The sequence below is a fragment of the Arthrobacter sp. 05T420 genome, assembly GCF_056396305.1.
This window is the reverse complement of the sequence record NZ_JBFTLG010000007.1, coordinates 43361-67347: the sequence shown is the minus strand read 5'-3', so window position 1 is coordinate 67347 and position 23987 is coordinate 43361. Positions and strand designations below refer to the sequence as shown.

Here is a 23987-nt window from a genome sequence, read left to right as displayed (position 1 = left end):
AATTTTCTGACAAAGGAGCATCCACCATGAGTGCATTCGCTGTTGTAGATCCCGCCACAGGAACCACCCACGCGCAATACCCTGCGGCTACCGACGCAGAGGTGGAGGCAGGCCTCAGCGCAGCGCAAAAAACCTATCAGGAGTGGTCACGCACCACCTCCGTGGCCGAGCGGGCAGCCTTGGCCAGGCGACTGGCCGACCTGTTTGTGGAACGCAAGGACAAGCTCGCGGCCATCATCAACCGGGAGATGGGCAAGCCCCTTCCACAGGCAGTGGGGGAAGCAGAGTTTTCCGGCGCCATCGCGGCAGCATTTGCCGAGCACGCGGATCAATGGCTCGCCGATGAAGAACTTGAGGTAGCCGACGGCTTGCGGACCTTCTTCCGGTACCAAGGCCTGGGCGTGGTCCTCGGCATCATGCCGTGGAACTACCCCTACTACCAGGTGGCACGCTTCGCGATTCCCAACATCATCCTGGGCAACACCGTGATCGTCCGCCATGCGAGCCAGTGCCCCGAGTCGGCCCTGGCCCTTGAGGAACTCTTCCGCGACGCCGGTTTCCCGGAGGGTGCCTACGTCAATCTTTTTGCCACGCATCAGCAGATCTCGGACATCATCGCCGACGACCGCCTCCAGGGGGTATCACTCACAGGTTCGGAGCAGGTAGGTGCGATCGTGGCTGAGCAGGCCGGGCGTGCCCTGAAGAAGTGCGTGCTGGAGCTCGGCGGCGCTGACGTGTTCATTGTGCTGGACACCGATGACGTTGACCAGGCCGTTAAAAAGGCCGTCATGGGCCGTATGGGCAACACCGGCCAGTCCTGCAATGGCTCCAAGAGGATCGTGGTGCTGGACAAGTACTTCGATGAATTCTCAGAGAAGTTCAAAGCAGCCATTGCCGGGCAATCCTACGAAAACGGCGATTTCGGCCCGCTCTCTTCAGATTCGGCTACTAAGTTCCTCACAGAGCAGGTGCAGGGAGCCGTCGACCAGGGCGCCGAAATCCTGGTGGGCAACAACCAGCCCCAGGGCAACGTCTTCACCCCAACGGTGATCACCAACATCACGCCGTCCATGGACGTCTACAGCCAAGAGCTCTTCGGCCCGGTGGCCCAGCTCTACAAGGTCGGCAGCGACGAGGAAGCGATCAAGCTCGCCAACTCCTCGCCGTACGGCCTCGGTTCCGTGGTGATCTGCGACGATCTTGAGCGCGCTGAGCGCGTCGGCAACCAGCTCGACGTCGGAATGGTCTTCATCGGCGCATACGACCTCAGCGGAGCCGATGTTCCCTTTGGTGGCGTCAAGAAGTCCGGCTACGGCCGCGAACTGGGCAAGGTGGGCATGCTGGAGTTCGCGAACAAGAAGTTGTTCCGCTTCGCCAAGTAGCAACCTTTTATGCAAGCACTAAAACGCTAGAGGAGGCCGGATCATCCAGATCCGGCCTCCTCTTGTTGCGAGTGGAGTGCGGTGTGGGCTTAGGCCTGGTAGGTCGTGTTCCCGGAAACTTCCGGGATCTCAACCCAGTCGCCGGAACCGGCGCTGCGCAGCGATGCATCCACGAGTTCGGAGGCTGACCAGCCGTCCGCGGCGGACGGACCAAGCTGCTTTCCTTCCGCAACTGAACGCAGGAACAGCGCGGCCTCGATGGTCTTGAGGTCGTTGAATCCAATCCCGGGCCCGGGACCGGGCTGGAAGCGGCCAAATTCGCCGAAGGACGGCGGTGTCATGATGGTGCGGTAGCCGCTGCGGTCTGTGGCGAGTTCAAGCTGATTCATGCGCTCAAAGTTCCAACGCAGGGAGCCTTCAGTGCCGTAGACCTCGATGATGTATTCGGCATGGGGTCCGATGGCCACGCGCGTGGACTCGAACATGCCGATCGCGCCGCCTTCGAAGCGGGCCAGCATGGCGGTGTAATCCTCGTTTTCCACCTCCCGGGTGACGTCCGAGGCCTGGCCCATGTCGAAGGAATTCGAGGAGTTGCCGGCAGGCAGCGGCCGGTCCTTGATGAAGGTCTCCGTCACGGCATTCAGCGAGGTGATGCGGCCCACCAGGAACTGTGCGAGGTCGAAGCCGTGGCTTAGGACGTCGCCCAGGACTCCGGAGCCTGCGCGGGCCTGCTCATAGCGCCACGTAAACACCTGGCTTGGATCCGAGGCGTATCCGGTGAGGAGGCGGATCTGCACGTTGGTGATTCGGCCCAGGGCTCCGGACCGGATGAGCCGCCTGGCTTCCGCCACAGCGGGTGCGTGCCGGTAGTTGAATCCCACAGATGTGATGAGTCCTGCGGCCTCTGCGCCCTGGGCTATTTCGCGGGACTCCTGCGCGCTGCGGCCCATGGGCTTCTCAATCCAGAAGTGCTTGCCGGCTTCGATGGTGGCAAGTGCTATTTCGTGATGAAGGAAGTTGGGGGAGCAAATGGACACAACGTCCACGTCCGGGTTCTCCAGCACCTTGCGGTAATCCGTGGCCGTTTCCTTATAACCGAGTGCGTCCTCGGCATGGTGGCGACCGGCGTCGTCCGGGTCCGCGGCGATCACCAACTCAGGATGCCGAGGCAGTTCCGGAAAGAACTGCTTGGTGGCCAGGTACGCGCGCGAATGCAACCTGCCCATCCATCCGACCGAAATCAAGCCAACCCCAATGCGGTTCTGCTGTTCCAAAAGGACTCCTTAGTCTGTGCCGCTCTCAGCGGTGCTGTGCCACGGAATGAAGGCGGCATCTGCTGACCAGCCTAAGAACGCAGGCAGTGTGCGATGTGTCTCAATGTGAGACAGCTGGCGGCGGGGATGCACTGCTTTAGTGGAACATGCCAGCCACCTGTGCCTACAGAAGGAGTTCCGTCGATGATGATGGACCGAAATCAACAGCTTCGAACGGAACCCCTGCGCGTGCTCATCACGGGTGCGGCATCCGGCGTCGGGGAAGCGACCGCAAAGCTTTTCGCCAAACGAGGCGCCCGGGTGGCACTGCTGGGCCGGCGGTCGGCCGGTCTGCAGCGCGTCGCAGACGAGATCGGCGCCGGCGCGCACACAGTGGTTGCCGACGTCTCCGATGCCGCCGCAGTCAAGAACGCCGTCCGAGGTGCGATCCATACGCTGGGGGGCCTGGACGTAGCGGTCAACGCTGCTGGTGTGGCCGGGCATGTGGCCTTGGAAGACCTCAACGAGGACCGCTGGCACGACGTGCTGGAGACAAACCTGTCCGGGACTTTCTACGTTTCCCGTGAGGCCGGGCTCCATATGCGGCGGTCCGGGGGAGGCTCGATCGTGAACGTCGCTTCCGACCTCGCCGCCATGGGTGCACCCGGGCTTGTCCATTACTGCGCGGCCAAAGCCGGCGTTGTAGGACTCACCAAGGCTTTGGCCTTGGAACTGGCACCCCTTGTCCGAGTGAACGCAGTCTGCCCCGGGCCGATTGATACGCCCATGGTGCGGGCAGGCCTGGCGGCGGCGCCGGATCCAACGGAAGCCCGGAGATTGAAGGAAAGCACCGTGCCCCTGAACCGGCTCGCGGATCCGGACGAGGTGGCAGCGGCTATCTATTTCCTGGCTGTCGAAGGGACTTTTGCTACCGGAACCAGCATGGCGTTCGACGGCGGCACAACCGCTGCGTAGGAACGCCCCAATTTACCCGCCAAGACCGAACAAGCCCAAGGAGTTTAAAGGACATGGAAGAGTCGAACTACAAGGACCTCCGAAGTGCGCGATGGTTCGCACCGCACGACCTCACCGGATTCGTTCACCGCACAGCGATCCAGGCCGAGGGCTTCTCGCGCTTTGCTCTCAAGGACAAGCCGGTGATTGGAATCGCAAACTCCTGGTCGGAGCTGGTCAACTGCAACATCCATTTCAAGCTGTTGGCGGACGCCGTGAAGCGCGGCGTTCTCATGGCCGGCGGTCTTCCGCTGGAATTCCCCACCATCTCCCTGGGTGAAAGTCTGATGAAGCCGTCGGCCATGCAGTTCCGCAACCTGATGGCCATGGACGTTGAAGAGTCCATCCGCGCCTACCCGCTGGACGCCATCGTGCTGCTCGGCGGCTGTGACAAAACAGTCCCAGCCCAGCTCATGGGGGCCGCCAGTGCAGATGTACCAACCATCATGCTGACAGGCGGCCCCCAAGAGCCCGCACACTTCCGGGGGAAGCAGCTCGGGGTCGGCACAGACACCTGGAAGTACGCAGATGAGCTCCGCGCAGGGAAGATCACCGAGGCGGACTTCGACGAGCTTGAATCGGCTGCGAAACCTTCTGCAGGACACTGCAGCGAGATGGGCACGGCCTCCACCATGACGTCCCTCGTCGAAGCACTCGGCATGTGTCTGCCGGGCACTGCGTCGATCCCTGCGGTAGATGCGCGTCGCGCTCAAGCGGCGGAAGCCACCGGCCGCCGGGCAGTGGAGATGGCACTGTCGCAGGGGCCAAAGCCCAGCGAAATACTGACAAAAGAGGCCTTCGATAATGCAATCACCCTCCTGATGGCTGTGGGTGGTTCCACCAACGCCGTGGTGCACCTTCTGGCACTGGCCCGGCGGGTTGGTTATGAACTGCCGTTGGACCGCTTCCACGAGATCTCCCAACGGACCCCCCGCATTGTCAACGTCCGTCCCTCCGGCGAGTACTTGGTGCAGCAACTGTTCCAGGTCGGCGGCATCTCCGCCGTACTAAAGGAACTGGCGCCGCTGCTGAACAGGGACGCCATCACGGTCACTGGGGAGTCCCTTGAGAATGGCTACCGTTCGGCCCCCGAACCTGACGGCGTCGTGGTCAGTACTCTCGAGGCCCCTTTCGATGCTTCCGGAGGCATTGCCGTCGTCCGTGGCTCCCTCGCACCCAACGGAGCGGTCATCAAACGGAGTGCTGCGTCCAAGGATCTGCTGCAGCACAAAGGCTCAGCAGTGGTCTTCGAGGACATTTACGACCTGGGACGCAGGATTGACGACCCCGATCTGGACATCACCGAAGACTCTGTGCTGGTTCTGCGCAACAGTGGACCGGTTGGAGCTCCCGGCATGCCCGAATGGGGCATGCTCCCCATTCCCGAGAAGCTCCTGCGTCAGGGGATCCGTGACATCGTCCGGATTTCGGATGCCCGCATGAGCGGCACCGCCTTTGGCACCACAGTGCTGCACGTTTCTCCAGAGGCTGCCGTGGGTGGGCCGCTGGCGATTGTCCGGGACGGAGATCCCATTGTGCTGGACGTCGAGAACCAGCGCCTGGATTTGGACATCCCAGCCGAGGAGATCGAGAGCAGACTGGCGGAACTGAAGCTCCCGGAACCGAAATACCGGCGCGGCTACGGACGGCTTTTCATCGATCACGTAAACCAGGCCGATGAAGGCTGCGACTTCGACTTCCTCAAGGGCCTGCCGGACGAGGAGCCACAACGCTTGCCGTACGGTCTGATGAGCGGTTGGCAGGGCGGCTGGTAAACGACAGCAAACTCCAAACACAAGAACAAGCGGAGGCTGCTCCTGAGGGGCAGCCCCGGGAAGGGGTAAGTGTGTCAAGACCAAAAGTGATGGTGATTGTCCAGGAGGGCCGCCCGCGCCCTCCTGTTGAACGGTTGGAAGCCGAGGCAGATGTCGTGGTGGTGCGCACCGCGGACGAGTTCCGGGCTGCCCAGCCCGGTGCGGAGATCCTGTTCCTGAACGACTTCAGGACCAAGCTCCTGCGTGAGGTGGGGCCGGGAGAGCTGCGCTGGATACACACCTCAAGCATCGGCGTTGACAGCCTGATGACCGATGAAATCGTCAACAGCGACATCGTTGTGAGCAACTCCCGCGGCGTGTGCGAGCGGCCGATCGCAGAGTGGGTACTGGGCGTCCTGCTGATGTTCACCAAAGACCTGCGCCGCACCATAGAGCTGCAACAGGCGCGCATCTGGCAGCACCGAGAAACCGAGCCGCTGCTGGGACGGAAAGTCCTGGTAGTGGGGCCGGGTCCGGTGGGCCGCGAAACCGTCCTCCTCCTGCGCGCTGCAGGAATGGACGTCAACGTTGTGGGCCGGTCTGCCAGGAACGATCCCCAGCTGGGTTCAATCTCCGGCTTTGATGAGCTTGACCAGCTTCTTGGCCAAGCCGATGACGTGGTGCTGACCCTGCCGCTTACATCAGAAACCCGCGGGCTGTTCAACTCGTCGCGGCTCCGCACAATGCGGCCCGGGGCGCGTCTGGTCAACGTAGGCCGCGGGGCGGTGGTGGTGGAGCAGGACCTTCTTGACTCCCTTGACGCCGGACATCTGGGCGGGGCGGCACTGGATGTGTTTGAACATGAGCCCTTGGATATCGGGAATCCGCTATGGAGTCGTCGGGACATCCTGGTCTCCCCGCATGCCTCCGGCGACTTGATCGGCTGGCGGGGAAGAGTAGTGGATTGCTTTGCCCGGAATCTCAGGCTGTGGAAGGCCCGTGAGCCGCTCCAGGACGTGGTGGACCTGAAGAAGCTTGGTCCGGCTACTCCTGCCTTGGCGTCTGAAGCGCCCTGATGAAGCCATTCCATGGGGTGTATTCCGGGTTCTAGAAACGGGCCGGAATACCCCCATGGGATCCCGTGTCCCAAGCTGGTACAGTGCTCTCACGATCCCCGTCGATAGTGTGATTTAGCACTCAAAATTATTTCGTGACGAGGATTTTACATGTCAAGCACACCAAGAGGTACGACGAAGACGCCGGCCCATACGCAGGAACATAAGCTCAGCGGAAATATGGGCGTGGGCGAGCTCGTGATGAGCGTGCTCGCGTTCTCCTCGCCCTTGACAACGGTCGCAGGTTTCATCCCTGTGCTGCTGATGTTCAGCGGCCACACCGCGCCCGGCATTTACATTTTGCTGACTGTAATGCTGCTCATCTTCTCCGTTGGATTCGTGAAGATGAGCCAGAGCGTCAAGAACCCCGGTGGTTTCTACTCCTTCGTCACGGCGGGCTTCGGTAAGCCCGCCGGTCTGGGAGGGGCCTTCCTTGCGCTCTTTGGCTACATGTTCATCGGCTTCTTCGCGCCGCCGCTGTTCGCGGTAACGCTGCAGGCTTTCGTCGTCAACACCCTAATCGGCCCGGACATCCCGTGGTATTGGTATGCACTCGGAATTATCGCGGTGACGACGTTTCTCGCCTACCATCGGATCGATCTTTCGGCGAGGGTCTTGACGATCGTGATGCTCCTTGAGTCCACGGTAGTTGTCATCTTCGACATCGCCTCCTTCGCCTCGAGCGGCGGCAATATGGAGCACAGCATCGGCTTTGCCATGCCGGGGCTGGCAGACGCCGGACTGGGACTGGCTTTGCTCTTCGCTGTTGGAAACTTCTTCGGATTTGAGGCCACAGTGATCTACCGCGACGAGGTCAAGAACCCCGAGCGGACGATCCCGAGGGCAACCTACCTTGCCGTGGCCGGTATCGGCCTGTTCTATGCCATTGCGGCTTGGGCCTATATCGCGTTCCTGGGAGCTGACAACGCCCAGACTGCCGCCCAAGACAACACCGTCAACTTGTTCAATGACGCCGCCACAGCGCTGCTCGGAAAAATCTTCGCAGATGTGGGCACGATCCTTTTGATCACCTCGATTCTGGCGTCGATGCTCTCTGTGCAAAATATCGCGGCCCGGTACAGCTTCTCCCTCGCGGCCGATGGGGTGCTGCCGTCAATCCTTGGGCGGGTACACCCCCGCCATAAGTCCCCGTACGTGTCGGGGCTGGCTGTGGGTCTGGTCTGGGGCGTGGCGACCGTGATCTTCACGATCCTGGCAGTATCCCCGGACAACCTTTATCCAATCGCCAGCGGCAGCGGCAGTTTCGCAGTCTTGCTCCTGATGTTCATCACGAGCTGCGCGGTTCTCGTTTACTTCCTGCGCCGTCGTAGCTTTGCGCCGGAGTCGGTCTGGAAGACAATAGTCGCACCGCTCATTAGCGCCGGATTCCTCGGACTCATCACTTACCTGGCAATCACCAACTACCCTGAGCTCATCGGCGGATCCACTGTCTTGACGGTCATCTTCATGACGTTCACTTTCGCATTGTTTTTAGGCGGCATTGCTTACGCCCTCGTCCTGCGTGCCAAGCGCCCTGAGGTGTATGCACGGCTGGGGCGGCAGAAGGTCGACTGACAGTTCCCCATTTCCCCTCAGCGACATATCTACATCTGGGAGATTGCAATGACGAAACAGATCAGGATTGGCCTGTTCGGTACCGGACGGATCGGTCAGGTGCATGCCATGAGTTTGGCTACCTTGGACGAAGCCACGCTTGCCTGGGTATGTGACCCCATTATCGAAAGTGCCAAACGGACAGCCGCCGAGTTTGGCGGCCGTGTGAGCGACGACCCCGAGGAAGTGTTCGCCTCAGGAGAAGTCGATGCCGTCATTGTCGCCTCACCAACTGCAACCCACGTGGACCTGGTGGAGAGAGCCATTGATGCAGGTGTTCCCGTGTTGTGCGAGAAGCCAATCGATCTGGATATCGCGCGTGTGAATGCGCTCCGTGCGAAAGCGGCGGCGTCGGACGTTCCCATCGCGTTGGGCTTCAACAAGCGCTTCGACAGGCATTTTGTGGAGCTAAAGCGTCGTGTAGCAGCTGGCGAGATTGGCAGGTTGGAGCAGATGGTGATCACCAGTCGCGACCCTGGGGAGCCGCCGGCATCGTATCTTGCAGACTCGGGTGGGATCTTCCGGGACATGACCATCCACGATCTGGATATGGCGCGGTACTTCATACCGGACATCGTGGAGGTATCAGCGCAGGGCGCGAACGTTTTCAGCGAGAACGCCCGCCACGCCGGAGACTTCGACTCGGCAGTGGTTACTCTGCGCGGGTCCAAGGACGAGCTAGTGACGATTGTGAATTCTCGTCATGCAGCCTATGGCTACGACCAGCGAATTGAGGCATTTGGCTCAACGGGACTGCTGCAAGTGGGCAACAAGAATGACACGCTCGTCCGGCACTGGAGTGCCAGGGCAGTCGAAGCGATCGGTCCCTACCAGAACTTCTTCCTGGAGCGCTATGCGGAGGCCTACCGTCTTGAAGTGGCCGAATTCCTGCGCGCAGTGCGGGGACTTCCTTCGCGGAACCCGGGCTTTGAGGACGGCCGCGCAGCGCTGATCCTGGCCGACGCCGCAGAGAAATCGGCCCGGGCCGGGGTTGCGATAGAAGTGGACCATACCTAGAGGGGCCAAAGATGCCGCCTGAACTGGGCCCCGATGTTTCGCAACAGCATCTGCGACCCAGGTCAGGCTCTTTTCGCTGATCACACAGAACCAACCCAGATGAGCTGGGCGGAAAGCCGGTGTCGTCGCAGCTCATAGGCCCAGGACATGACGGCTGACTGGCTGGACGGCGTCGGTTGGCATTTGCAAACAGAGACAGGGGACCTTGGTCCGTTTGCAAAAGCCGGGCGGGTACTGCTCGACGGATACGTAGAGGACAAAGCTCCCGAGGGGACATCATGTGGGTTGTCTCGAGGGGTGAGCGTCGCCTCTTTCACAGGACGGCTGCAGCCTTCTTATAGGGAGATAAGCCGGCGTCCGGCCAATCTCGGGCCAGCACGAGCCCCTAAATCCGCTATTAATTGAAACGATCCACATGGTCTGTTCGGCATTCCTTCCCCTGTTTCAAATTGGCACACATCCCGCATTCTCGAATCCGTCAAAGTTCAAGTAAGTGAAACAGTGTGGTGGGGGTCACGCAGATATAGGGCTTCCCCGGATTACCCCTGAAACTGCAGGATCAAACAAAAATTTGATCGACCGCCGCCTAACGTTTCACCGGTTCATTGCATAGCCCTATCGAACGAGGATGAGATGACCGACGCACCACCGGCGACCCCTCCACTGGTCGCCCTAAAGGACATACATAAGACATTCGGGGCGGTGTCCGCTTTGCGCGGCGTCAGCATCGATGTCCAGCCCGGCGAAACCTTCGCGTTGCTTGGCGACAATGCCGCCGGCAAGTCAACGCTCATGAAGGTACTCACGGGCGTGTACCAACCCGATCGGGGTTCCATCGAGTTGGACGGAAAGAGGACGGAGTTTCCCACTCCGTCGGCCTCCCGCGACCAAGGGGTCGAGATGGTGTACCAGGACTTTGCCCTGGCTGACAACCTGGATGTCCGTACCAACATTTTCTTGGGGCGGGAGCCGCAGAAGAACATTCTGGGTCCGCTGCTGAAGATCATCGACCGGAAAAAAATGGAAGCCGAAACCAGGCGGGTGCTGGAGCGGCTGGACATCCCTATCAACCCCCGGCTCAAGGTCAAGCGCTTGTCGGGTGGACAACGGCAAGCCGTTGCCATTGGGCGGGCACTGGCCTTTGATGCACGCCTAATCATCATGGACGAGCCCACCGCGAACCTGTCAGTGGCCAAGGTGGACAAGCTCATCGAGGTGACGCAGCGGCTCAAGGATTTGGGCATCGCTGTCATCATCATCACTCACCGCCTGGATGAAGCATTTGCAGTGGCCGACCGCTTCGCGGTCATGCGCCAAGGCCAGGTGGTGGGGCGCTTCCACGTAGGAGACGTCACTGAAGCCGAAGTGGCGCACCTCATCTCACACGGCACTCTGGACGACTATGTCGACAATGGGAGCGGCATTCCGGACGAGCGCCGCAAAATCGGAAGCACCTCGTCGATGAGTGTCGTTGACGCGCTGGCCGGACGCGGTACGACGAACGGGAGCGACTCGTGAGCCTCACAATGGAAAATCTGAAGACAAAGCTGGGACCGGCTGAGCTTAATGAGGAATCCGCTGCCACCAAAACCAAGCGCCTCATCGGGGATTACGGAATCCTCATTTTCTTCGTCCTCATCATCGTCTTCTTGGCTGCTGCCGCCCCGAACTTCCTCACGCTGAACAACCTGGTCAACGTCGTGCGGCAATCATCCATCATCGGATTGATTGCGCTGGGGATGACCTTCATCATGATCACCGCAGGAATCGACCTCTCTGTGGGATCCGTAGTGGGTTTGGCCGGCATGACCTTCGCGCTACTGGCCCCGGCCAGCGGAGGTGCCTTCTGGTTGCCGCTGATAGCCGGGCTCGGAGTGGGCCTGTTGGTCGGCTTCCTCAGCGCAGCGTTGGTGGTGTGGGGAGCTATCCTGCCATTTCTGGCAACCTTGGCGACGATGGCCATTGCCCGCACGGCGGCTCTGGTTATCACGGACGGGCAGGTTGTCTCCGGGCTGAGTGGCCCGGCTGAGTGGCTCGGCTCCGGGTTCATTGGTCCTGTCCCGGTGCCGGTGATTATCTTCCTCCTGGCTGCACTGCTGTGTGAGTTCGTGCTGAGCCGCACCAAGTTTGGTTCGCACGTCTACGCCGTGGGTGGAAATGAAGAATCCGCCAAGAAAGTGGGTATCTCCACAAGCCGGGTGCTTTTCACCGTCTACCTCATCGGCGGCATCACCGCCGCGCTGGGCGGCCTCGTCCTGACTGCCCGTCTCGATGGTGCGGCCCCCGTGGCCGGCACCGGCTACGAGCTGCAGGTGATTGCCGCCGTCGTCATCGGCGGGACAAGCCTGTTCGGCGGTGTGGGCACCATCCGGGGAACCGTCGTCGGCGTGCTCCTGCTGGGCGTCGTAATGAACGGCATGAACCTGCTGGGCGTCTCCTCATACTTCCAGCAAGGAGTCCAGGGCATCATCCTGGTGCTCGCCGTACTGCTGAACCGCTGGAAGTCGGACTGACCCTCACCAACGACAAACAAACCACCAATTTCCTTCACCACAGACAAAATCATTGAAAGGAACAACCATGGGAATGCGACGTAAGCTCGCCGCGGCTGTAGCAATGCTGGCCGCGAGTGCCCTCACGCTGACCGGGTGTGCCGGCGGCAGCAATGCCAGCAACGGCTCAGCCGCAGGCAAGACCTACAACATCGGAGTTGTGGTCCTCGACCTGCAGGACCCGGACCTGGCCCACATGACTGACGCCATGAAGAAGACGGCCGACGAAAAGGGCGTCAAGCTCAACATCACCGACTCCAAGAAAGACGTCGGAAGCGAACTCAACCAGGTTGAGGACCTCCTCACCCGCCAGGTTGACGCCATCATCATGCAGCCTCTCGATGGCGATGCCAGCCAGAACGCTGCGAAACGGGTCATCGCCGCCAACGTTCCGCTGTTCATCCTGTCAACCGAGTTCGCAGAAGGTGCCAACGTCGGCTACAAGAGCTACATCGGTGTCGATGACACGGTGGCCGGCGAAATGCAGGCCGAGTACCTCAACAAGCTCCTTCCCAACGGCGGCAACCTCGTCTTCGCGGCGGGCGTCTACGGTGCGTCATGGACCGACCGCCGCAAGTCGGGCTTCGACAAGACAATCAACAAGAACTTCAAGATTGTCGCCGAATTCCAGGCAAAGGGCAGCCGTGACGACGCCAAGCGCAACATGGAGGACACCCTTCAGCGCTTCCCGTCCGGAAAGATTGACGCCGTGGTGGCGAACAACGACGAAATGGCCATCGGTGCAGCCTCGGCCATTGCTGACGCGGGCCGCACGGCCGAATTCAAGGCAGTGGTTGGCGTCGACGGCACCGACCCCGCCCTCCAGGACATCAAGGCAGGGACAATTTCGGCAACTGTACGCCAGGACTCAGCCGGACAGGGCACCAAGGCAGTCGAGGTTGTCACCGACTTCCTTAAAGGCGGAAACGTGGAGAACCGCTACACGCTGCCATTCACGCTCATCACCAAGGACAACCTTTCCGAGTTCTTGAAGTAGGCAGTTCCATCAATCCAACGGGCACAGCGGATTCATCTGCTGTGCCCGTTCTGTTTTGGCACACCCCCGCGTCTACCGCAGCTGCCTACACTTCCTGCGGACCAATACGAATGGAGAATGCAACCATGCCCGACGATGACGACGGTGACACGAAACTCAGGCAGCTGCTCGCCAGGTTGAGGGATCACGGCATCCAGGTGGACGACTCTCCGCGAAGACGCTCTGAGTATTCCTACGATGCATCGAACTACCGGGTACGGCCTGCCGCCGTCGCCTTCCCGAAAAACGTCGACGACGTTCGGACAGTTTTGCGGGCATGCTCGGCCACGGGAGTACCGACCACCGCACGCGGCGGGGGAACCTCGATGGCAGGGAACGCCGTAGGCGACGGTGTGGTGATCGACCTTTCCCGCCACATGACCTCTGTGGGATCCCTCGATGCAGGCCAGGCGACGGTGTGGGCCGACGCGGGGGTCGTCCTCGGTGAGCTGCGTGCGCAGGTTGAGAAGGTCACCGGAGGCAAGCTGACATTTGCCCCAGACCCTTCTTCCCTGACGCGCGCCACAGTGGGTGGCTCCATCGGTAACGACGCCTGCGGAAACCACTCAGTAGCCTACGGCCGCATGACCCATCACGTGCAGGAGTTGGAGCTGGTCACGGCCGACGGCGCGTACCTCAGGGCGGGGCGGGAATTCCTCCGCGCTGTCGACGATAACGACACCCATTCCGTTGCCCGGGCTGAGGAGCTGCTGGAGGGCCTCAAAGCGCTGGCGGGAGCACATCTGGCGGCCCTCCGGGTGGAGCTGCAGACCATTCCCCGGCAGATCTCTGGATATCACTTGGGCCATCTGCTGCCGGAACACGGCTTTAATGTTGCCAGTGCAATGGCAGGCAGCGAAGGCACATGCGCCGTTGTCGTGCGGGCCAAGGTGGGCCTTGTGCAGAAGCCCCTGACCACGGCGCTGCTGTGCCTTGGCTACGCGAGCACTATCGATTCCGCGCGCGATGTGATGACCATCCTGGCCGCAAAGCCGAGCGCCATCGAGGGCCTGGACGTATCGATCGTGGACATCATGCGGCACCGCCGGGGAGCGGCCAGCGTCGAATCATTGCCGGAGGGCAAGGCCTTTCTCATGGTCGAGTTTTCGGATGACACCCTTCTGCAGGCGGCCGCCTCTTGTGAAGACCTGGTTGACAAGCTCAGCGTCGACGGCCGCGTCCTTGACCATTCGATCGTCACGGAACCACTGGACAGGGCCGCACTTTGGAGGGTGCGAGAAGACGGCGCGGGGCTCTCATCGAGACGGATCGATGGAGTGCAAACGTGGCCCGGCTGGGAAGATTCCGCGGTTGCACCGGAGCGTCTTGCCGACTATCTGGCGGACTTGCTCCCACTGGTAAAAAAGTACGGCTATACGGCCCTAATGTACGGCCACTTTGGTGCAGGGTGCGTCCATATGCGATTGGATTACGATCTGCGCAGTGACTCCGGGCGCAGGGTGTTCAGCGACTTCACCCGTGAAGCGGCCAAGCTGGTGGTGGCCCATGGCGGCTCGCTGTCCGGGGAACATGGTGACGGTCGGGCGCGCAGCGAATTACTTGAGGTCATGTACTCCCAGGAGATGGTGGGCATCTTCAAGGACTTCAAGCGCCTCTGGGATCCGGCAGGTATCCTCAACCCCGGGATCATCGTCGACCCGGAACCTTTCTCTGCCTCGCTGGCTTTGGAAGGAGTAGTTGCACCCGGCTCCGCCCATGGTGAGCTGACCGCAACCGCGACTGCCGCCGTCGTACCTTCCTCCGGAGACCGTACTCTGCTCCCGGTGGCGAGTCCGTTCGTCGGGAACACCCACGCATGCATCGGTGTAGGACGGTGCCGGTCCACCACTGGCGGCTTCATGTGCCCCAGTTACCGGGCCACGAAGGATGAAAAGGATTCGACCCGCGGCCGGGCCCGGGTATTGCAGGAACTGACCCGGACCCAAGGCAGCAGCAAGGACGGCTGGTCGAGCCCGGAAGTCCGGGAGGCACTGGACCTCTGCCTGTCCTGCAAGGCCTGTTCCGCCGACTGTCCCACCGGAGTGGACATCGCTGAGGCCAAGTCGGAACTGGTCGACGAGCATTACCGCGGGCGCATCCGGCCCTTCACTCACTACTCCATTGGCTGGCTGCCCCGGTGGCTCCCGCTGCTGACCCGCGTAGCACCCCTGGCGAATGTGGGGACAGCTTTACGCCCCTTCCGGCTTGTCGGGGAATGGTTGGGCATCAGCGCCCGACGGCGGCTTCCAGCTTTCGCGACGACCGGCAGGATCCGGCGACAGGTGCGGGAAGCCGGGTTCGCGGCCAACGCCGACGTCCTTCTGTTCATCGACAGCTTTACGCGCGCGTTCCGGCCCGAGGTCGTCCCGGCTGCAGCCCGGGTGCTCCGCGACACCGGCAGCTCGGTAGGGTGCACTCCGGACGCTTGCTGCGGCCTAACCTGGATCTCCACCGGGCAACGTGATGGAGCCCGACGGCGGCTGGCCAGGCTGATCAGAAAGCTCGACGACGGCACGAACCGGGATATCGTCGTCCTAGAACCCAGCTGCGCCGCGACCATCCGTGACGAAGGCCCGAAGCTGGTAGGCGGCGCGGCCGCCGCCAGGGTCGCGGCAAGAGTCCGCTCGTTCTCCGTCGCTGTTGACGAGGCCATCAAACGCGGGTGGAAGCCCACGGCGCCGGCGCCCGAAACAGCCGTGCTGCAAACTCACTGCCACGAGCACGCCGTATTCGGTTCAGGTGCCCAGAAACGCGTCCTGAAAGCCTGGGGAGTTCAGAACCTCGTGGAATCATCCTCTTGCTGCGGCGTCGCCGGCAACTTCGGTTTTGAGGCCGAGCACTTCGACATGTCCATGAATGTCGCCGAGCACTCCGTCATCGCCGCCCTCGCGAAAGGTGACGCTGACGCCCTTGTTCTCACCGACGGCTTCAGTTGCGCCATGCAGGTCTCGCAGATAGACCCCGGGCGCTCGAGCAAGCACCTCGCCGTGGCGATGGACCCTGACAATGCCAGAGAGGGAGGGTAGGTGGAATACTTCGGAATTTTCCTCATTTTGGTCGCGGCCGGGTTGGGCTTGGTTGGCCCACATGTGGACAAGCCCGCCCGTCAACCGCGAAACATGGCCAACATGCGGCGCATTCTTTTTGTACCAGCGGGTGCAGCAGCCTTTTTAATCGCCGCGGCCGGGTTCTTCATCTTCGTCACGAGCATCAGCTCACGATGAGCCCGTCCCAACCGCGACGTATGACCGTGTCCAAAACTGAATCGGTTGGTTCAGCGGCGGGATACCCATTAGGTGCCATAGAACGGAGATTTGGAAAAGTGAGCATTCAGACGGGGTGGAGCAATTGGGCGGGAACACAAACATGCCAGCCCGAATCGGTCGTGAAGGCAGTATCTGTTGAGCAGGTGAGCGAGACAGTCAAGGACGCCACAAAACGGGGGATTTCGGTTCGACCGGTGGGGGCCGGCCATTCGTTTGCTCCCTTGGTGCCCACCGACGGAATCGTGCTCGACATCTCGGCTATCTCCGGAATCGTAGACATCGACAGGGAAGCGGCACAGGTGCGGGTCAAGGCAGGCACCCCCATCTGGGCGATGGGGGAACCCTTATGGGACGCCGGCCTGTCCTTGAAGAACCAAGGAGCAATTGATCTCCAGACGATCGCCGGTGCCATTAGCACATCCACCCACGGGTCAGGACTGCAGCTTACGGCCCTGTCGGGATCGGTTATCGGAGCAGAGTTGATAACTGCGGCCGGCACACTTGAACGAATCGGACCGGACGATCCACGTCTGCCTGCTCTCCGGGCGTCCATGGGCATGCTTGGCATTCTTGTGAGCGTAGATCTGCAGCTTGAGCCCGCATTCAAGTTGAAGGAATCATTGACTTTCCACCCCTTTGCGGAGGTTCTCAGCGATTGGGATGAGAGGAACCGGACGCACCGACACTTCAGTTTCGTACGCGGCCCCATGTACGACATGTCCGCTGAGCTGCCCCCGCTGCCCCGCGATCTGGATGATCCAACGCTGGTACGGACCTACGACACAGTCCCAGTAGACGCTGAAGACGATCCCACACCAGGCGCACGCGTCAACCGCCCATACCGCATTTACCCTGATCTGTATTCCACGCCATGGGATGAAGTGGAGTATTTCCTCCCTTACGACAAGGCGCAGGATGCGATATCGGCCTGCCTGCCCATCTTGGATCGTTTCCCGGATGATTTTCCGCTGGAGGTGCGGACGGTAGCAGGAGACGAATCATGGCTCTCCCCGATGTTTGGCAGGGATTCCGTGGCTCTTGGTTTCTGCAGGACGTTCGGCGCCGACAATCTGCCCTTTTTCCAAGCGATTGACCGTGCAATGTCCGAATTCGATGCCAGACCCCATTGGGGCAAACAACCATATTTTCTTGCCCCCGACCTCCTGCGGTCCCGCTATCCCAAATGGGACGACTTCAATGCTGTGCGGAGGGCGCTCGACCCCAACGGTACCTTCCTAAACGCTCCCTTGCGGGCGTTGTTCGGGTAGGAGCAGGCAAAGGAAACGCATGGCTGTCGCCGGACCGGATGTCCGGCGACAGCCTGGCAATCATGCGGTGCAAAGCACATGCCGTGGATTCACGGTGTACTTTCACAGGAGGCCCGTCCCAGAAGGAAGTCAAGACATCCAGGCCCCTAACCGTCAGCTTGGGTGTGGTTCTACCTGACGGAAACACTGGGGGACCGCGGTGCTCGGTGGGCTGAACGAAGGATCGGGCGCTCACGTCCGATCGAGGACGGTGGGCTGCCCAACCCGCAAGGAATCCAACAGTGACTACTGTCACTTTTTTGGCCATCAGTATGACAGCCATCACAATTTCTTGCCTTTGTACTATTGGGATGCTCGGCAGGGAGTGGTGTTGTTTATGTAACACCCTTAGCACCAGCGAAGGGCGTGTCACCAGCTAAGAGAGGGCTTCCCATGCCGGGTTATGTGAAAAACAAAGAAGAAGTGCAGCGAATCGAGGACTTCGTTGCGCCGTCCAGGTTTACCTGCGACGAAATCGGAGTCTACTTCAAGACGACCTGGGAGTACGCAAAGTCTGTCTTGCCTCCCATCTTTGAGCCACTGGGCGACGAGGAAGCAGGAACTTGCAACGCGTATGCAAACGTCACCCAGTACGAAAGCGCCTACTGTGGGACTTTCGACGGAGCAATTGTCTCAATCCTCTGCAAGTACGGCGACATCGAGGGCTACTGGATGTTGACTGAGATCATTTCTCCGGAACTTCCCGTAGCGATCGGACGCGAGCTCTGGGGTGAGGTCAAGAAGAACGGCAACGGGCGAATCTGGCGCGATGGGGCTAACGTCCGCGCAACAGGAGACAGACGTGGCATCCAGCTCATGGAAATCAACGCCGACATCACCGGCCCGGACCATGGCCCACACGTGGTTGACAGCAACGGTTTCGACATCAAGATGTTCCCCCACTCCAACGGTCGTGGCCTCCAGTACCCGCCCCTGCTGAACATTTGGGACATCAAGTATGAGTACACCTCCTACCGGGAAGGAACCGCCACACTCGAGTGGGGCCACTCCAAATGGGATCCCACGGACACCATCCCCATCGTGTCCATCGACAAGGCAATCGACGCCCAGTTTGCCGGCTACTGGCCTCTCGGGCAGCAGATCGAACTGGAAGACCCTGACAACATCTACGCCGGGTACATGTGGGGCCGCGGCTTCGACGATCCCACCTGGATGCCGATCGCACACCGGTTTAAGGGCCTGGACCAGCTGAACCCTGATCCCGACCGTCAGACAGAGCAGCTCAACGCATAGTTGTAGCCCACGCCCAAGCTCCCGCCGGGGCGCAAGCCGCCCACCCGGCCGGTGGCGCCCGGGAATCGGATTCTGACAATGGCGGGGTTGCCGTGAAGTACAACCACGGCAACCCGCCCCGATCACCGGAAAGGAAGCCGCTATGATCTGGCCGCTTCTCCTACTCGCCACCGCAGCTGAAGTGGCCGCAACAACTCTGCTTCCAAGGACCAACGAGTTCAGGAAACTGAAACCCACCCTGGCGGTCGCAGGCCTGTACACCATCGCGTTTGCCTTACTGGCCCAGATCCTGCAATTCACCGACATGGGTGTCGCCTACGCACTCTGGGCAGGGCTGGGAACTGCGGCCGTCGCGGCCGTAGGCGTCATGTTCCGAGGCGAAAAAGCCGGTTGGAAACATGCCCTGGGGATGGGACTCGTCGTGGCCGGCGTCGTCACTCTCAATCTTCAGGGCGGACACTAAGCCGCCGACAAGCCCAAGGCCAGTCCGCCGGTCTTCCCAGTCTCGTGCTGGCTCTCATCCCATGAACTAGGACACTGACATGCAAACGAATCAACGACTTTCCGACACAACCGTCCTGATCACCGGGGGAGCACGGGGAATGGGGGCCAGCCATGCCGAAATCCTCGCCCAGCGTGGAGCAACGGTCGTGATTGGGGACATACTCGACGAGGAGGGAAAAGGTTTCGCAAAAGATGCCGCTTCCAGGGGCCTATCTATCCACTACCTGTACTTGGACGTCACGGATGAAGCATCCTGGTTTGATGCGGTCAGGGAAATCAACGAATCCTTCGGCCAGATCAACGTGCTGGTCAACAACGCCGGCATAACCGGCACGCCCGGTGGCTTTGAAATCGAGGGACCGTCCGACTGGGCCAAGACCGTCGCAGTGAATCAGACCGGCGCCTACCTCGGGATGCGGGCCGTCGTTCCTTCCATGCGGCGGGCTGGAGGCGGGTCCATCATTAACATCTCCTCCATACTCGGCTACATCGGGGACGGAGAATACTTCGCCTACAACGCCACAAAGGGCGCACTACGACTCATGACGCGCAGTGCCGCCGTCAAACTCGCCCCGGAAAACATCCGCGTCAACACAGTATGTCCAGGCATGGTCCAGACACCCATGAATGAAGCCGAAGTCGACGCGGACTCATACGTTGCCGCCACGCCCATGAAGCGAATGGCTGCCCCGGCGGAGATATCCCACGCCGTCCTGTTCCTCGCATCAAAGGAATCATCGTTTGTGACTGGAACCGATCTCATTGTGGATGGGGGGTACCTTGCACTCTAAGGAAGAAACCACCCAAAATGACCCGGCAGAGCCAGATCTACGGAAGAAGCCAGTCACAGGCTGGCTGTTCCTCGCAGGAGCGATCGTCACCGAAATCACAGGCACGATACTTCTCGACTTCTCAGAGGGCTTTCGGCTCCCTGTGCAGACAACAACGGCGCTCACCCTTTACGCCCTGTCCTTTTACCTCCTGACCCGTGCGCTCAGATCCGTCTCTCTGAGCATTGCTTATGCCACCTGGTCCGGGATCGGCACGGTGGCCGTGGCACTTGCCGGAGTCCTCCTACACAACGAAGTGATCTCCTGGGGGAAAGCCGCAGCCATAGCCGCCATCATCGGCGGAGTTGTTCTTCTCAACTTCGCCAACCGGGCAAACCAGCCCTGTCCTAGCACCTGAACGGCCACGCTGGACGACCAATACCAATCCTCTCTGACACATCTTCTGCCTGAACCTAGGGGATTCAGCTGCAGTGACGCGTCTACCCCAACACCCGGCAACTCTTCGAACGCGCCGCACACACATCTTGAATCACCCCCAAGGAGCCAGTTATGAGCACCCTCAACGAATTAGCGGCAGGCCCGGGCTCAAAGCCCGGGACACCCTCACGCCGGCTGACCGGAAAACTCAGCACGTTTGACATCGTCTTCACCGTCCTGGCCTTCAATGCACCCTTGTCGGTGTTTGTTGGGTTTATTCCCGTCATCATTGGATCCGGAAACCAGCTGGGGGCACCCACCGCTTACCTCGCAGCAGGGGCGTTGATTCTGGTCTTTGCCGTCGGATTCACCTCGATGGGCCGGCACCTTCCCAACCCCGGCGCCTTCTATGCCTACATCACAGCAGGTTTGGGCAAGCCCCTGGGACTTGGGGCATCTTTCCTGGCTATTGTGTCGTACTTCTTCATCCTGGTTGGAGGCTACGCATTCGGCGGCATCTCACTGGAAGCGCTGGTAACTGACGTGCTTGGCGGCCCGGAAGTGCCGTGGTGGGCCTATACGCTGCTGCTGATGACAATCGTCGGAACCCTGGGGTACTTCAAGATCACTCTTTCCGCGAAGATTTTGACGGTTTCCATGATCTTCGAAGTGATCCTGATGGTGGCCTTCGATGTTGCTGCCTTCATCAACGGTGGTCCGGAAGGGCTCACGACGGCACCCTTTGAACCGGCGAACATGCTGTCGGGAAACATCGGGCTCGCCCTCCTCTTCGGCATTGTCTGCTACGCCGGATTCGAAGCCACCGCTGTCTTCCGCGAGGAAGCCCGTAGCCCGGAAAAGACCGTGCCCCGGGCAACCTACATCGCCATTCTCTCCATGGGTTCTATCTACGCCCTGACGGCATGGGCACAAATCATTGCCATCGGTCCCGGGACCGTCGTTGAAGCTTCTGCGACAGACCCCACCGGGACGGTCATGGGCGTTGTCTCCCAGCTCCTGGGCAAGATCGTCATGGATGTGATGATCGTGCTTCTCTGCTCGAGCATCTTCGCGGCCAACCTGGCCACGCATAACATCAGCGCCCGCTACCTCTACTCCCTCAGCGTCGACCGTGTCTTTCCGGCAGCCCTCAGCCGGGTTCACAGCCGCCACGATTCCCCCCACGTTGCGTCCCTAGCCACCAGCGTGATTGCAGTGATCTTCTTGGCAGTCGTAGTGATCGCGGGAGCCCCGGGCGCAACACTCTATGCGGTCCTAGTAGGAGTCGGCGGCTATGCCCTGATCCTCCTGCTGATCCTCACCAGCGCAGCCGTCGTCGTCTACTTCCACAAACGTCCCGAACTCAAGGTCAACCGCTGGAGAAGCCAGGTTGCACCCGTCGCCGCGACGCTGGGTCTCATCGTCGCCGGCGTCCTCGCCACCCAGAACATCGCAGTAATGATTGGAGGCGACGAAACCCTGGCGGCATTCCTGATGGCACTGTTCTACGGATGCCTCGTCATTGGAATCATCCTGGCGCTGATTTTCCGCCGCACCAAGCCTGATACCTACGCCCGCATCGGACGACAGGACGTCTGAGCCCCGCTGCCTGCAGCTGCGCTGCACGAACCCTGAAAGGAAAGACATGAACTCCAACGACCAACCCGTAGCACTGATTACGGGGGCAGCGGGCGGCATTGGCAGAGCTACGGCGCTCGAGCTGGCACGAACGCATGCGGTCATCATTGTGGACCGAGATCAACGAGAGCTTGAAAAGACCGCAGCCCTGATCGTGGAGGCTGGCGGCCGCCCCGCAGCCTTCGTTGCCGACGTTACTGACCTGGAATCAATGCGGCGTGCAGTGAAAGACGGTCAGTCGTTCTTGGGCACGATCAGCGCGACCGTAGCCTGCGCCGGCGTGGAAGTCCAGGGAAGTGTCCTGGATCTTGGGCTGGAGGAATGGAACCGTTCCCTTGCGGTCAACCTAACGGGAACGTTCGTGACCGCAAAGACAACCGTTGATTCGCTGATCAAGACCCGGGGGACGTTCACCGCGATTGCCTCGGACGCAGGGACAAATGGTGCCCAGGGGTACTCGGCTTATGTAGCTGCAAAACACGGAGTGGTCGGGCTGGTTCGGTGTCTCGCGTTGGATTTCGGCCCCGTCGGTGTGCGCAGCAACGTCATTTGTCCCGGCTTCGTGGAAACACCCATGGCGAAGAGACTCTTTGCGAAAGGCTCCGAAGAGGAGGTGCAGTTCTACAAGAGTTCTGTGCCGTTGGGCCGTTTCGCGAAGCCCGAAGAAATTGCGGCCACTGTTCGCCACTTTATGGAATCCACGTATGCCAACGGAACGGTCTACGCCGTCGACGGTGGTGCTACGGCCGGCTACTTCGTTGGATCCGACCAATCCCACCCCGCTGCCCCCGTGTGATCCTCCCCCTCCGTGGGATTTGAAAAGCAACTGCCGTGCAGCACCGACAAGGTGCTGCACGGCAGCGCCATTTCTCAGGAAAATTCTGCACCCGATCAGTCTCGTCCCGACCCCGAGCAATAGCGCAAAGAAGTGCACGGCCGGGACTTCACTTCACGCCCCTCGGGGGTACCAGAGTATGAAAAATGCCCGCATTTCTTGCATTTTCAGCATGGAGTTGGGATTTTTGGTCGCATATGGTCGATGTTGAACGCGATATTTCCAGTGCTGTGAGGCGTTCCTTCTGAAACCTCTGGAATTTTCGCCCATCCACGGATGGCGTCCGGCTTGAGGACACCAACGTGACGAATCCCCACCTAGGAGTTCCTATGAATCACGCACATCCCCGCGAAGTGATTCTTTCCCTCAGCTGCCACGACACTCTTGGAATCGTCCATGCAGTATCAGGTTTCCTGGTATCGCATGGGTGCAATATCCTCGCCAGCCAGCAGTTCGACGACGCGTCCGAAGACACGTTCTTCATGAGGGTTCATGCAACCTATCCGGGGACGGTATCAATTGGTGACTTGAAGACGGCATTCCGGGCCACAGCGGATGCCTATGGCATGTCCTGGACCATGGCTGACACCGCTGACCGTCCCAAGGTAGCGCTGATGGTGTCCAAAGCCGAACATTGCCTCAATGACCTTTTGTTCCGCTGGCGGGCAGGCCAACTGAAAGTCGATTTTTCCTTTATTGCCTCGAACCACCAGACGCTCCAGCCTGTGGCCGACGCCCACGGGATCCCGTTCTTCCACATCCCTGTCACACCTGAGACGAAACCTGCAGCAGAAGACAAGCTGCTCGCCCTCATTGACGAACACCAAGTGGACCTGACCGTGCTGGCCCGCTACATGCAGGTCCTCAGCGACGAGCTCTGCCGGAAACTTGCCGGCAAGGCCATCAACATCCATCACTCGTTCCTCCCCGGCTTCAAGGGCGCCAGGCCCTACCACCAAGCCTTCGACCGGGGGGTCAAGCTCGTAGGCGCCACCGCTCATTACGTGACCGGAGAACTGGACGAAGGGCCGATCATCGAGCAGGAAGTCCTTCGGGTCGGGCACGACTACAGCCCGGCGCAGCTCGCGGTTACAGGCCAGGACGCCGAGCGGCTTGCCTTGTCGCGGGCTGTCCAGTGGCACGCCGAACAGCGAGTCCTGCTTAACGGCCACCGCACCGTCGTCTTCAACTAACTACCAACTTCAACACCCTTGCCACGCAGGGCACTGACCATCACA

Annotated in this window: 20 protein-coding genes; 19 read left to right on the top strand and 1 reads right to left on the bottom strand. The window is 60.6% G+C overall.

Translation table 11 applies throughout. From position 1 onward, the window contains the following. The first annotated feature begins 26 nt into the window (after positions 1-26). Positions 27-1382 carry an aldehyde dehydrogenase family protein gene (locus tag AC1DEM_RS08670; protein WP_441410127.1) on the top strand — a complete coding sequence of 452 codons (1356 nt, stop codon included), beginning with the start codon at positions 27-29 and terminating at the stop codon, positions 1380-1382. Positions 1383-1471: 89 nt separating this feature from the next. On the opposite strand, the gene AC1DEM_RS08665 is transcribed toward AC1DEM_RS08670, so the two are convergent. Next, on the bottom strand, positions 1472-2656 hold the full coding sequence (locus AC1DEM_RS08665) for a Gfo/Idh/MocA family protein (RefSeq protein ID WP_441410126.1): 1185 nt from the start codon (positions 2654-2656) through the stop codon (positions 1472-1474). Between the two features lie 183 nt (positions 2657-2839). Here AC1DEM_RS08665 and AC1DEM_RS08660 point away from each other — a divergent pair, with 183 nt between their 5' ends. From AC1DEM_RS08660 to purU, 18 genes are all read left to right on the top strand, one after another. Beyond that, positions 2840-3610 (top strand): SDR family NAD(P)-dependent oxidoreductase, encoded by a 771-nt coding sequence (locus AC1DEM_RS08660; protein ID WP_441410125.1) that lies wholly within the window; start codon positions 2840-2842, stop codon positions 3608-3610. Between the two features lie 53 nt (positions 3611-3663). Next, positions 3664-5424 carry an IlvD/Edd family dehydratase gene (locus AC1DEM_RS08655; RefSeq protein WP_441410124.1) on the top strand — a complete coding sequence of 587 codons (1761 nt, stop codon included), beginning with the start codon at positions 3664-3666 and terminating at the stop codon, positions 5422-5424. 71 nt (positions 5425-5495) lie between these two features. After that, complete coding sequence (locus tag AC1DEM_RS08650) at positions 5496-6479, top strand: D-2-hydroxyacid dehydrogenase (protein WP_441410123.1); 984 nt, start codon at positions 5496-5498, stop codon at positions 6477-6479. Between the two features lie 150 nt (positions 6480-6629). After that, entirely contained in the window at positions 6630-8093 is a 1464-nt protein-coding gene (locus AC1DEM_RS08645; protein WP_441410122.1) for an APC family permease, read from the top strand. Positions 8094-8141: 48 nt separating this feature from the next. Further along, positions 8142-9149 carry an inositol 2-dehydrogenase gene (iolG, locus tag AC1DEM_RS08640; RefSeq protein WP_441410121.1) on the top strand — a complete coding sequence of 336 codons (1008 nt, stop codon included), beginning with the start codon at positions 8142-8144 and terminating at the stop codon, positions 9147-9149. A gap of 633 nt (positions 9150-9782) precedes the next feature. Further along, a complete protein-coding gene (locus AC1DEM_RS08635; RefSeq protein ID WP_441410120.1) occupies positions 9783-10667 on the top strand; it encodes an ATP-binding cassette domain-containing protein in 885 nt (294 codons plus the stop codon). Next, positions 10664-11662 (top strand): ABC transporter permease, encoded by a 999-nt coding sequence (locus AC1DEM_RS08630; protein WP_441410119.1) that lies wholly within the window; start codon positions 10664-10666, stop codon positions 11660-11662. The genes AC1DEM_RS08635 and AC1DEM_RS08630 overlap by 4 nt, the downstream gene beginning before the upstream one ends. 67 nt (positions 11663-11729) lie before the next feature. Beyond that, a complete protein-coding gene (locus tag AC1DEM_RS08625; protein ID WP_476884064.1) occupies positions 11730-12698 on the top strand; it encodes a sugar ABC transporter substrate-binding protein in 969 nt (322 codons plus the stop codon). Between the two features lie 125 nt (positions 12699-12823). Beyond that, complete coding sequence (locus tag AC1DEM_RS08620; RefSeq protein WP_476884063.1) at positions 12824-15763, top strand: FAD-binding and (Fe-S)-binding domain-containing protein; 2940 nt, start codon at positions 12824-12826, stop codon at positions 15761-15763. Beyond that, positions 15764-15961, top strand: coding sequence for a hypothetical protein (locus tag AC1DEM_RS08615; protein ID WP_476884062.1), 198 nt, complete (start codon positions 15764-15766; stop codon positions 15959-15961). Positions 15962-16059: 98 nt separating this feature from the next. Next, positions 16060-17271: a D-arabinono-1,4-lactone oxidase gene (locus AC1DEM_RS08610; protein ID WP_441410115.1), complete on the top strand. Its 1212-nt coding sequence runs from the start codon at positions 16060-16062 to the stop codon at positions 17269-17271. Between the two features lie 444 nt (positions 17272-17715). After that, entirely contained in the window at positions 17716-18564 is an 849-nt protein-coding gene (locus tag AC1DEM_RS08605) for an acetoacetate decarboxylase family protein (RefSeq protein WP_441410114.1), read from the top strand. A 142-nt stretch (positions 18565-18706) separates the two neighbouring features. Then, positions 18707-19027, top strand: a complete 321-nt coding sequence (locus AC1DEM_RS08600) for a DMT family transporter (RefSeq protein ID WP_441410113.1) — start codon at positions 18707-18709, stop codon at positions 19025-19027. 79 nt (positions 19028-19106) lie between these two features. Further along, positions 19107-19859, top strand: coding sequence for an SDR family NAD(P)-dependent oxidoreductase (locus AC1DEM_RS08595; RefSeq protein ID WP_441410112.1), 753 nt, complete (start codon positions 19107-19109; stop codon positions 19857-19859). Then, entirely contained in the window at positions 19849-20256 is a 408-nt protein-coding gene (locus AC1DEM_RS08590; protein ID WP_441410111.1) for a DMT family transporter, read from the top strand. Before AC1DEM_RS08595 ends, AC1DEM_RS08590 begins: the two co-directional genes overlap by 11 nt. Before the next feature lie 152 nt (positions 20257-20408). Then, positions 20409-21875 carry an APC family permease gene (locus tag AC1DEM_RS08585; protein ID WP_476884061.1) on the top strand — a complete coding sequence of 489 codons (1467 nt, stop codon included), beginning with the start codon at positions 20409-20411 and terminating at the stop codon, positions 21873-21875. A 46-nt stretch (positions 21876-21921) separates the two neighbouring features. After that, positions 21922-22710: an SDR family NAD(P)-dependent oxidoreductase gene (locus AC1DEM_RS08580; RefSeq protein WP_441410109.1), complete on the top strand. Its 789-nt coding sequence runs from the start codon at positions 21922-21924 to the stop codon at positions 22708-22710. Positions 22711-23078: 368 nt separating this feature from the next. Beyond that, a complete protein-coding gene (purU, locus tag AC1DEM_RS08575) occupies positions 23079-23942 on the top strand; it encodes a formyltetrahydrofolate deformylase (protein WP_441410108.1) in 864 nt (287 codons plus the stop codon). Positions 23943-23987 lie beyond the last annotated feature (45 nt).

Coding starts and splice junctions, on each gene's coding strand:
- AC1DEM_RS08670 (WP_441410127.1), top strand. CDS start 27: ATGAGTGCATTCGCTGTTGTAGATCCCGCCACAGGAACCACCCACGCG.
- AC1DEM_RS08660 (WP_441410125.1), top strand. CDS start 2,840: ATGATGATGGACCGAAATCAACAGCTTCGAACGGAACCCCTGCGCGTG.
- AC1DEM_RS08655 (WP_441410124.1), top strand. CDS start 3,664: ATGGAAGAGTCGAACTACAAGGACCTCCGAAGTGCGCGATGGTTCGCA.
- AC1DEM_RS08645 (WP_441410122.1), top strand. CDS start 6,630: ATGTCAAGCACACCAAGAGGTACGACGAAGACGCCGGCCCATACGCAG.
- iolG (WP_441410121.1), top strand. CDS start 8,142: ATGACGAAACAGATCAGGATTGGCCTGTTCGGTACCGGACGGATCGGT.
- AC1DEM_RS08635 (WP_441410120.1), top strand. CDS start 9,783: ATGACCGACGCACCACCGGCGACCCCTCCACTGGTCGCCCTAAAGGAC.
- AC1DEM_RS08625 (WP_476884064.1), top strand. CDS start 11,730: ATGGGAATGCGACGTAAGCTCGCCGCGGCTGTAGCAATGCTGGCCGCG.
- AC1DEM_RS08620 (WP_476884063.1), top strand. CDS start 12,824: ATGCCCGACGATGACGACGGTGACACGAAACTCAGGCAGCTGCTCGCC.
- AC1DEM_RS08600 (WP_441410113.1), top strand. CDS start 18,707: ATGATCTGGCCGCTTCTCCTACTCGCCACCGCAGCTGAAGTGGCCGCA.
- AC1DEM_RS08595 (WP_441410112.1), top strand. CDS start 19,107: ATGCAAACGAATCAACGACTTTCCGACACAACCGTCCTGATCACCGGG.
- AC1DEM_RS08585 (WP_476884061.1), top strand. CDS start 20,409: ATGAGCACCCTCAACGAATTAGCGGCAGGCCCGGGCTCAAAGCCCGGG.
- AC1DEM_RS08580 (WP_441410109.1), top strand. CDS start 21,922: ATGAACTCCAACGACCAACCCGTAGCACTGATTACGGGGGCAGCGGGC.
- purU (WP_441410108.1), top strand. CDS start 23,079: ATGAATCACGCACATCCCCGCGAAGTGATTCTTTCCCTCAGCTGCCAC.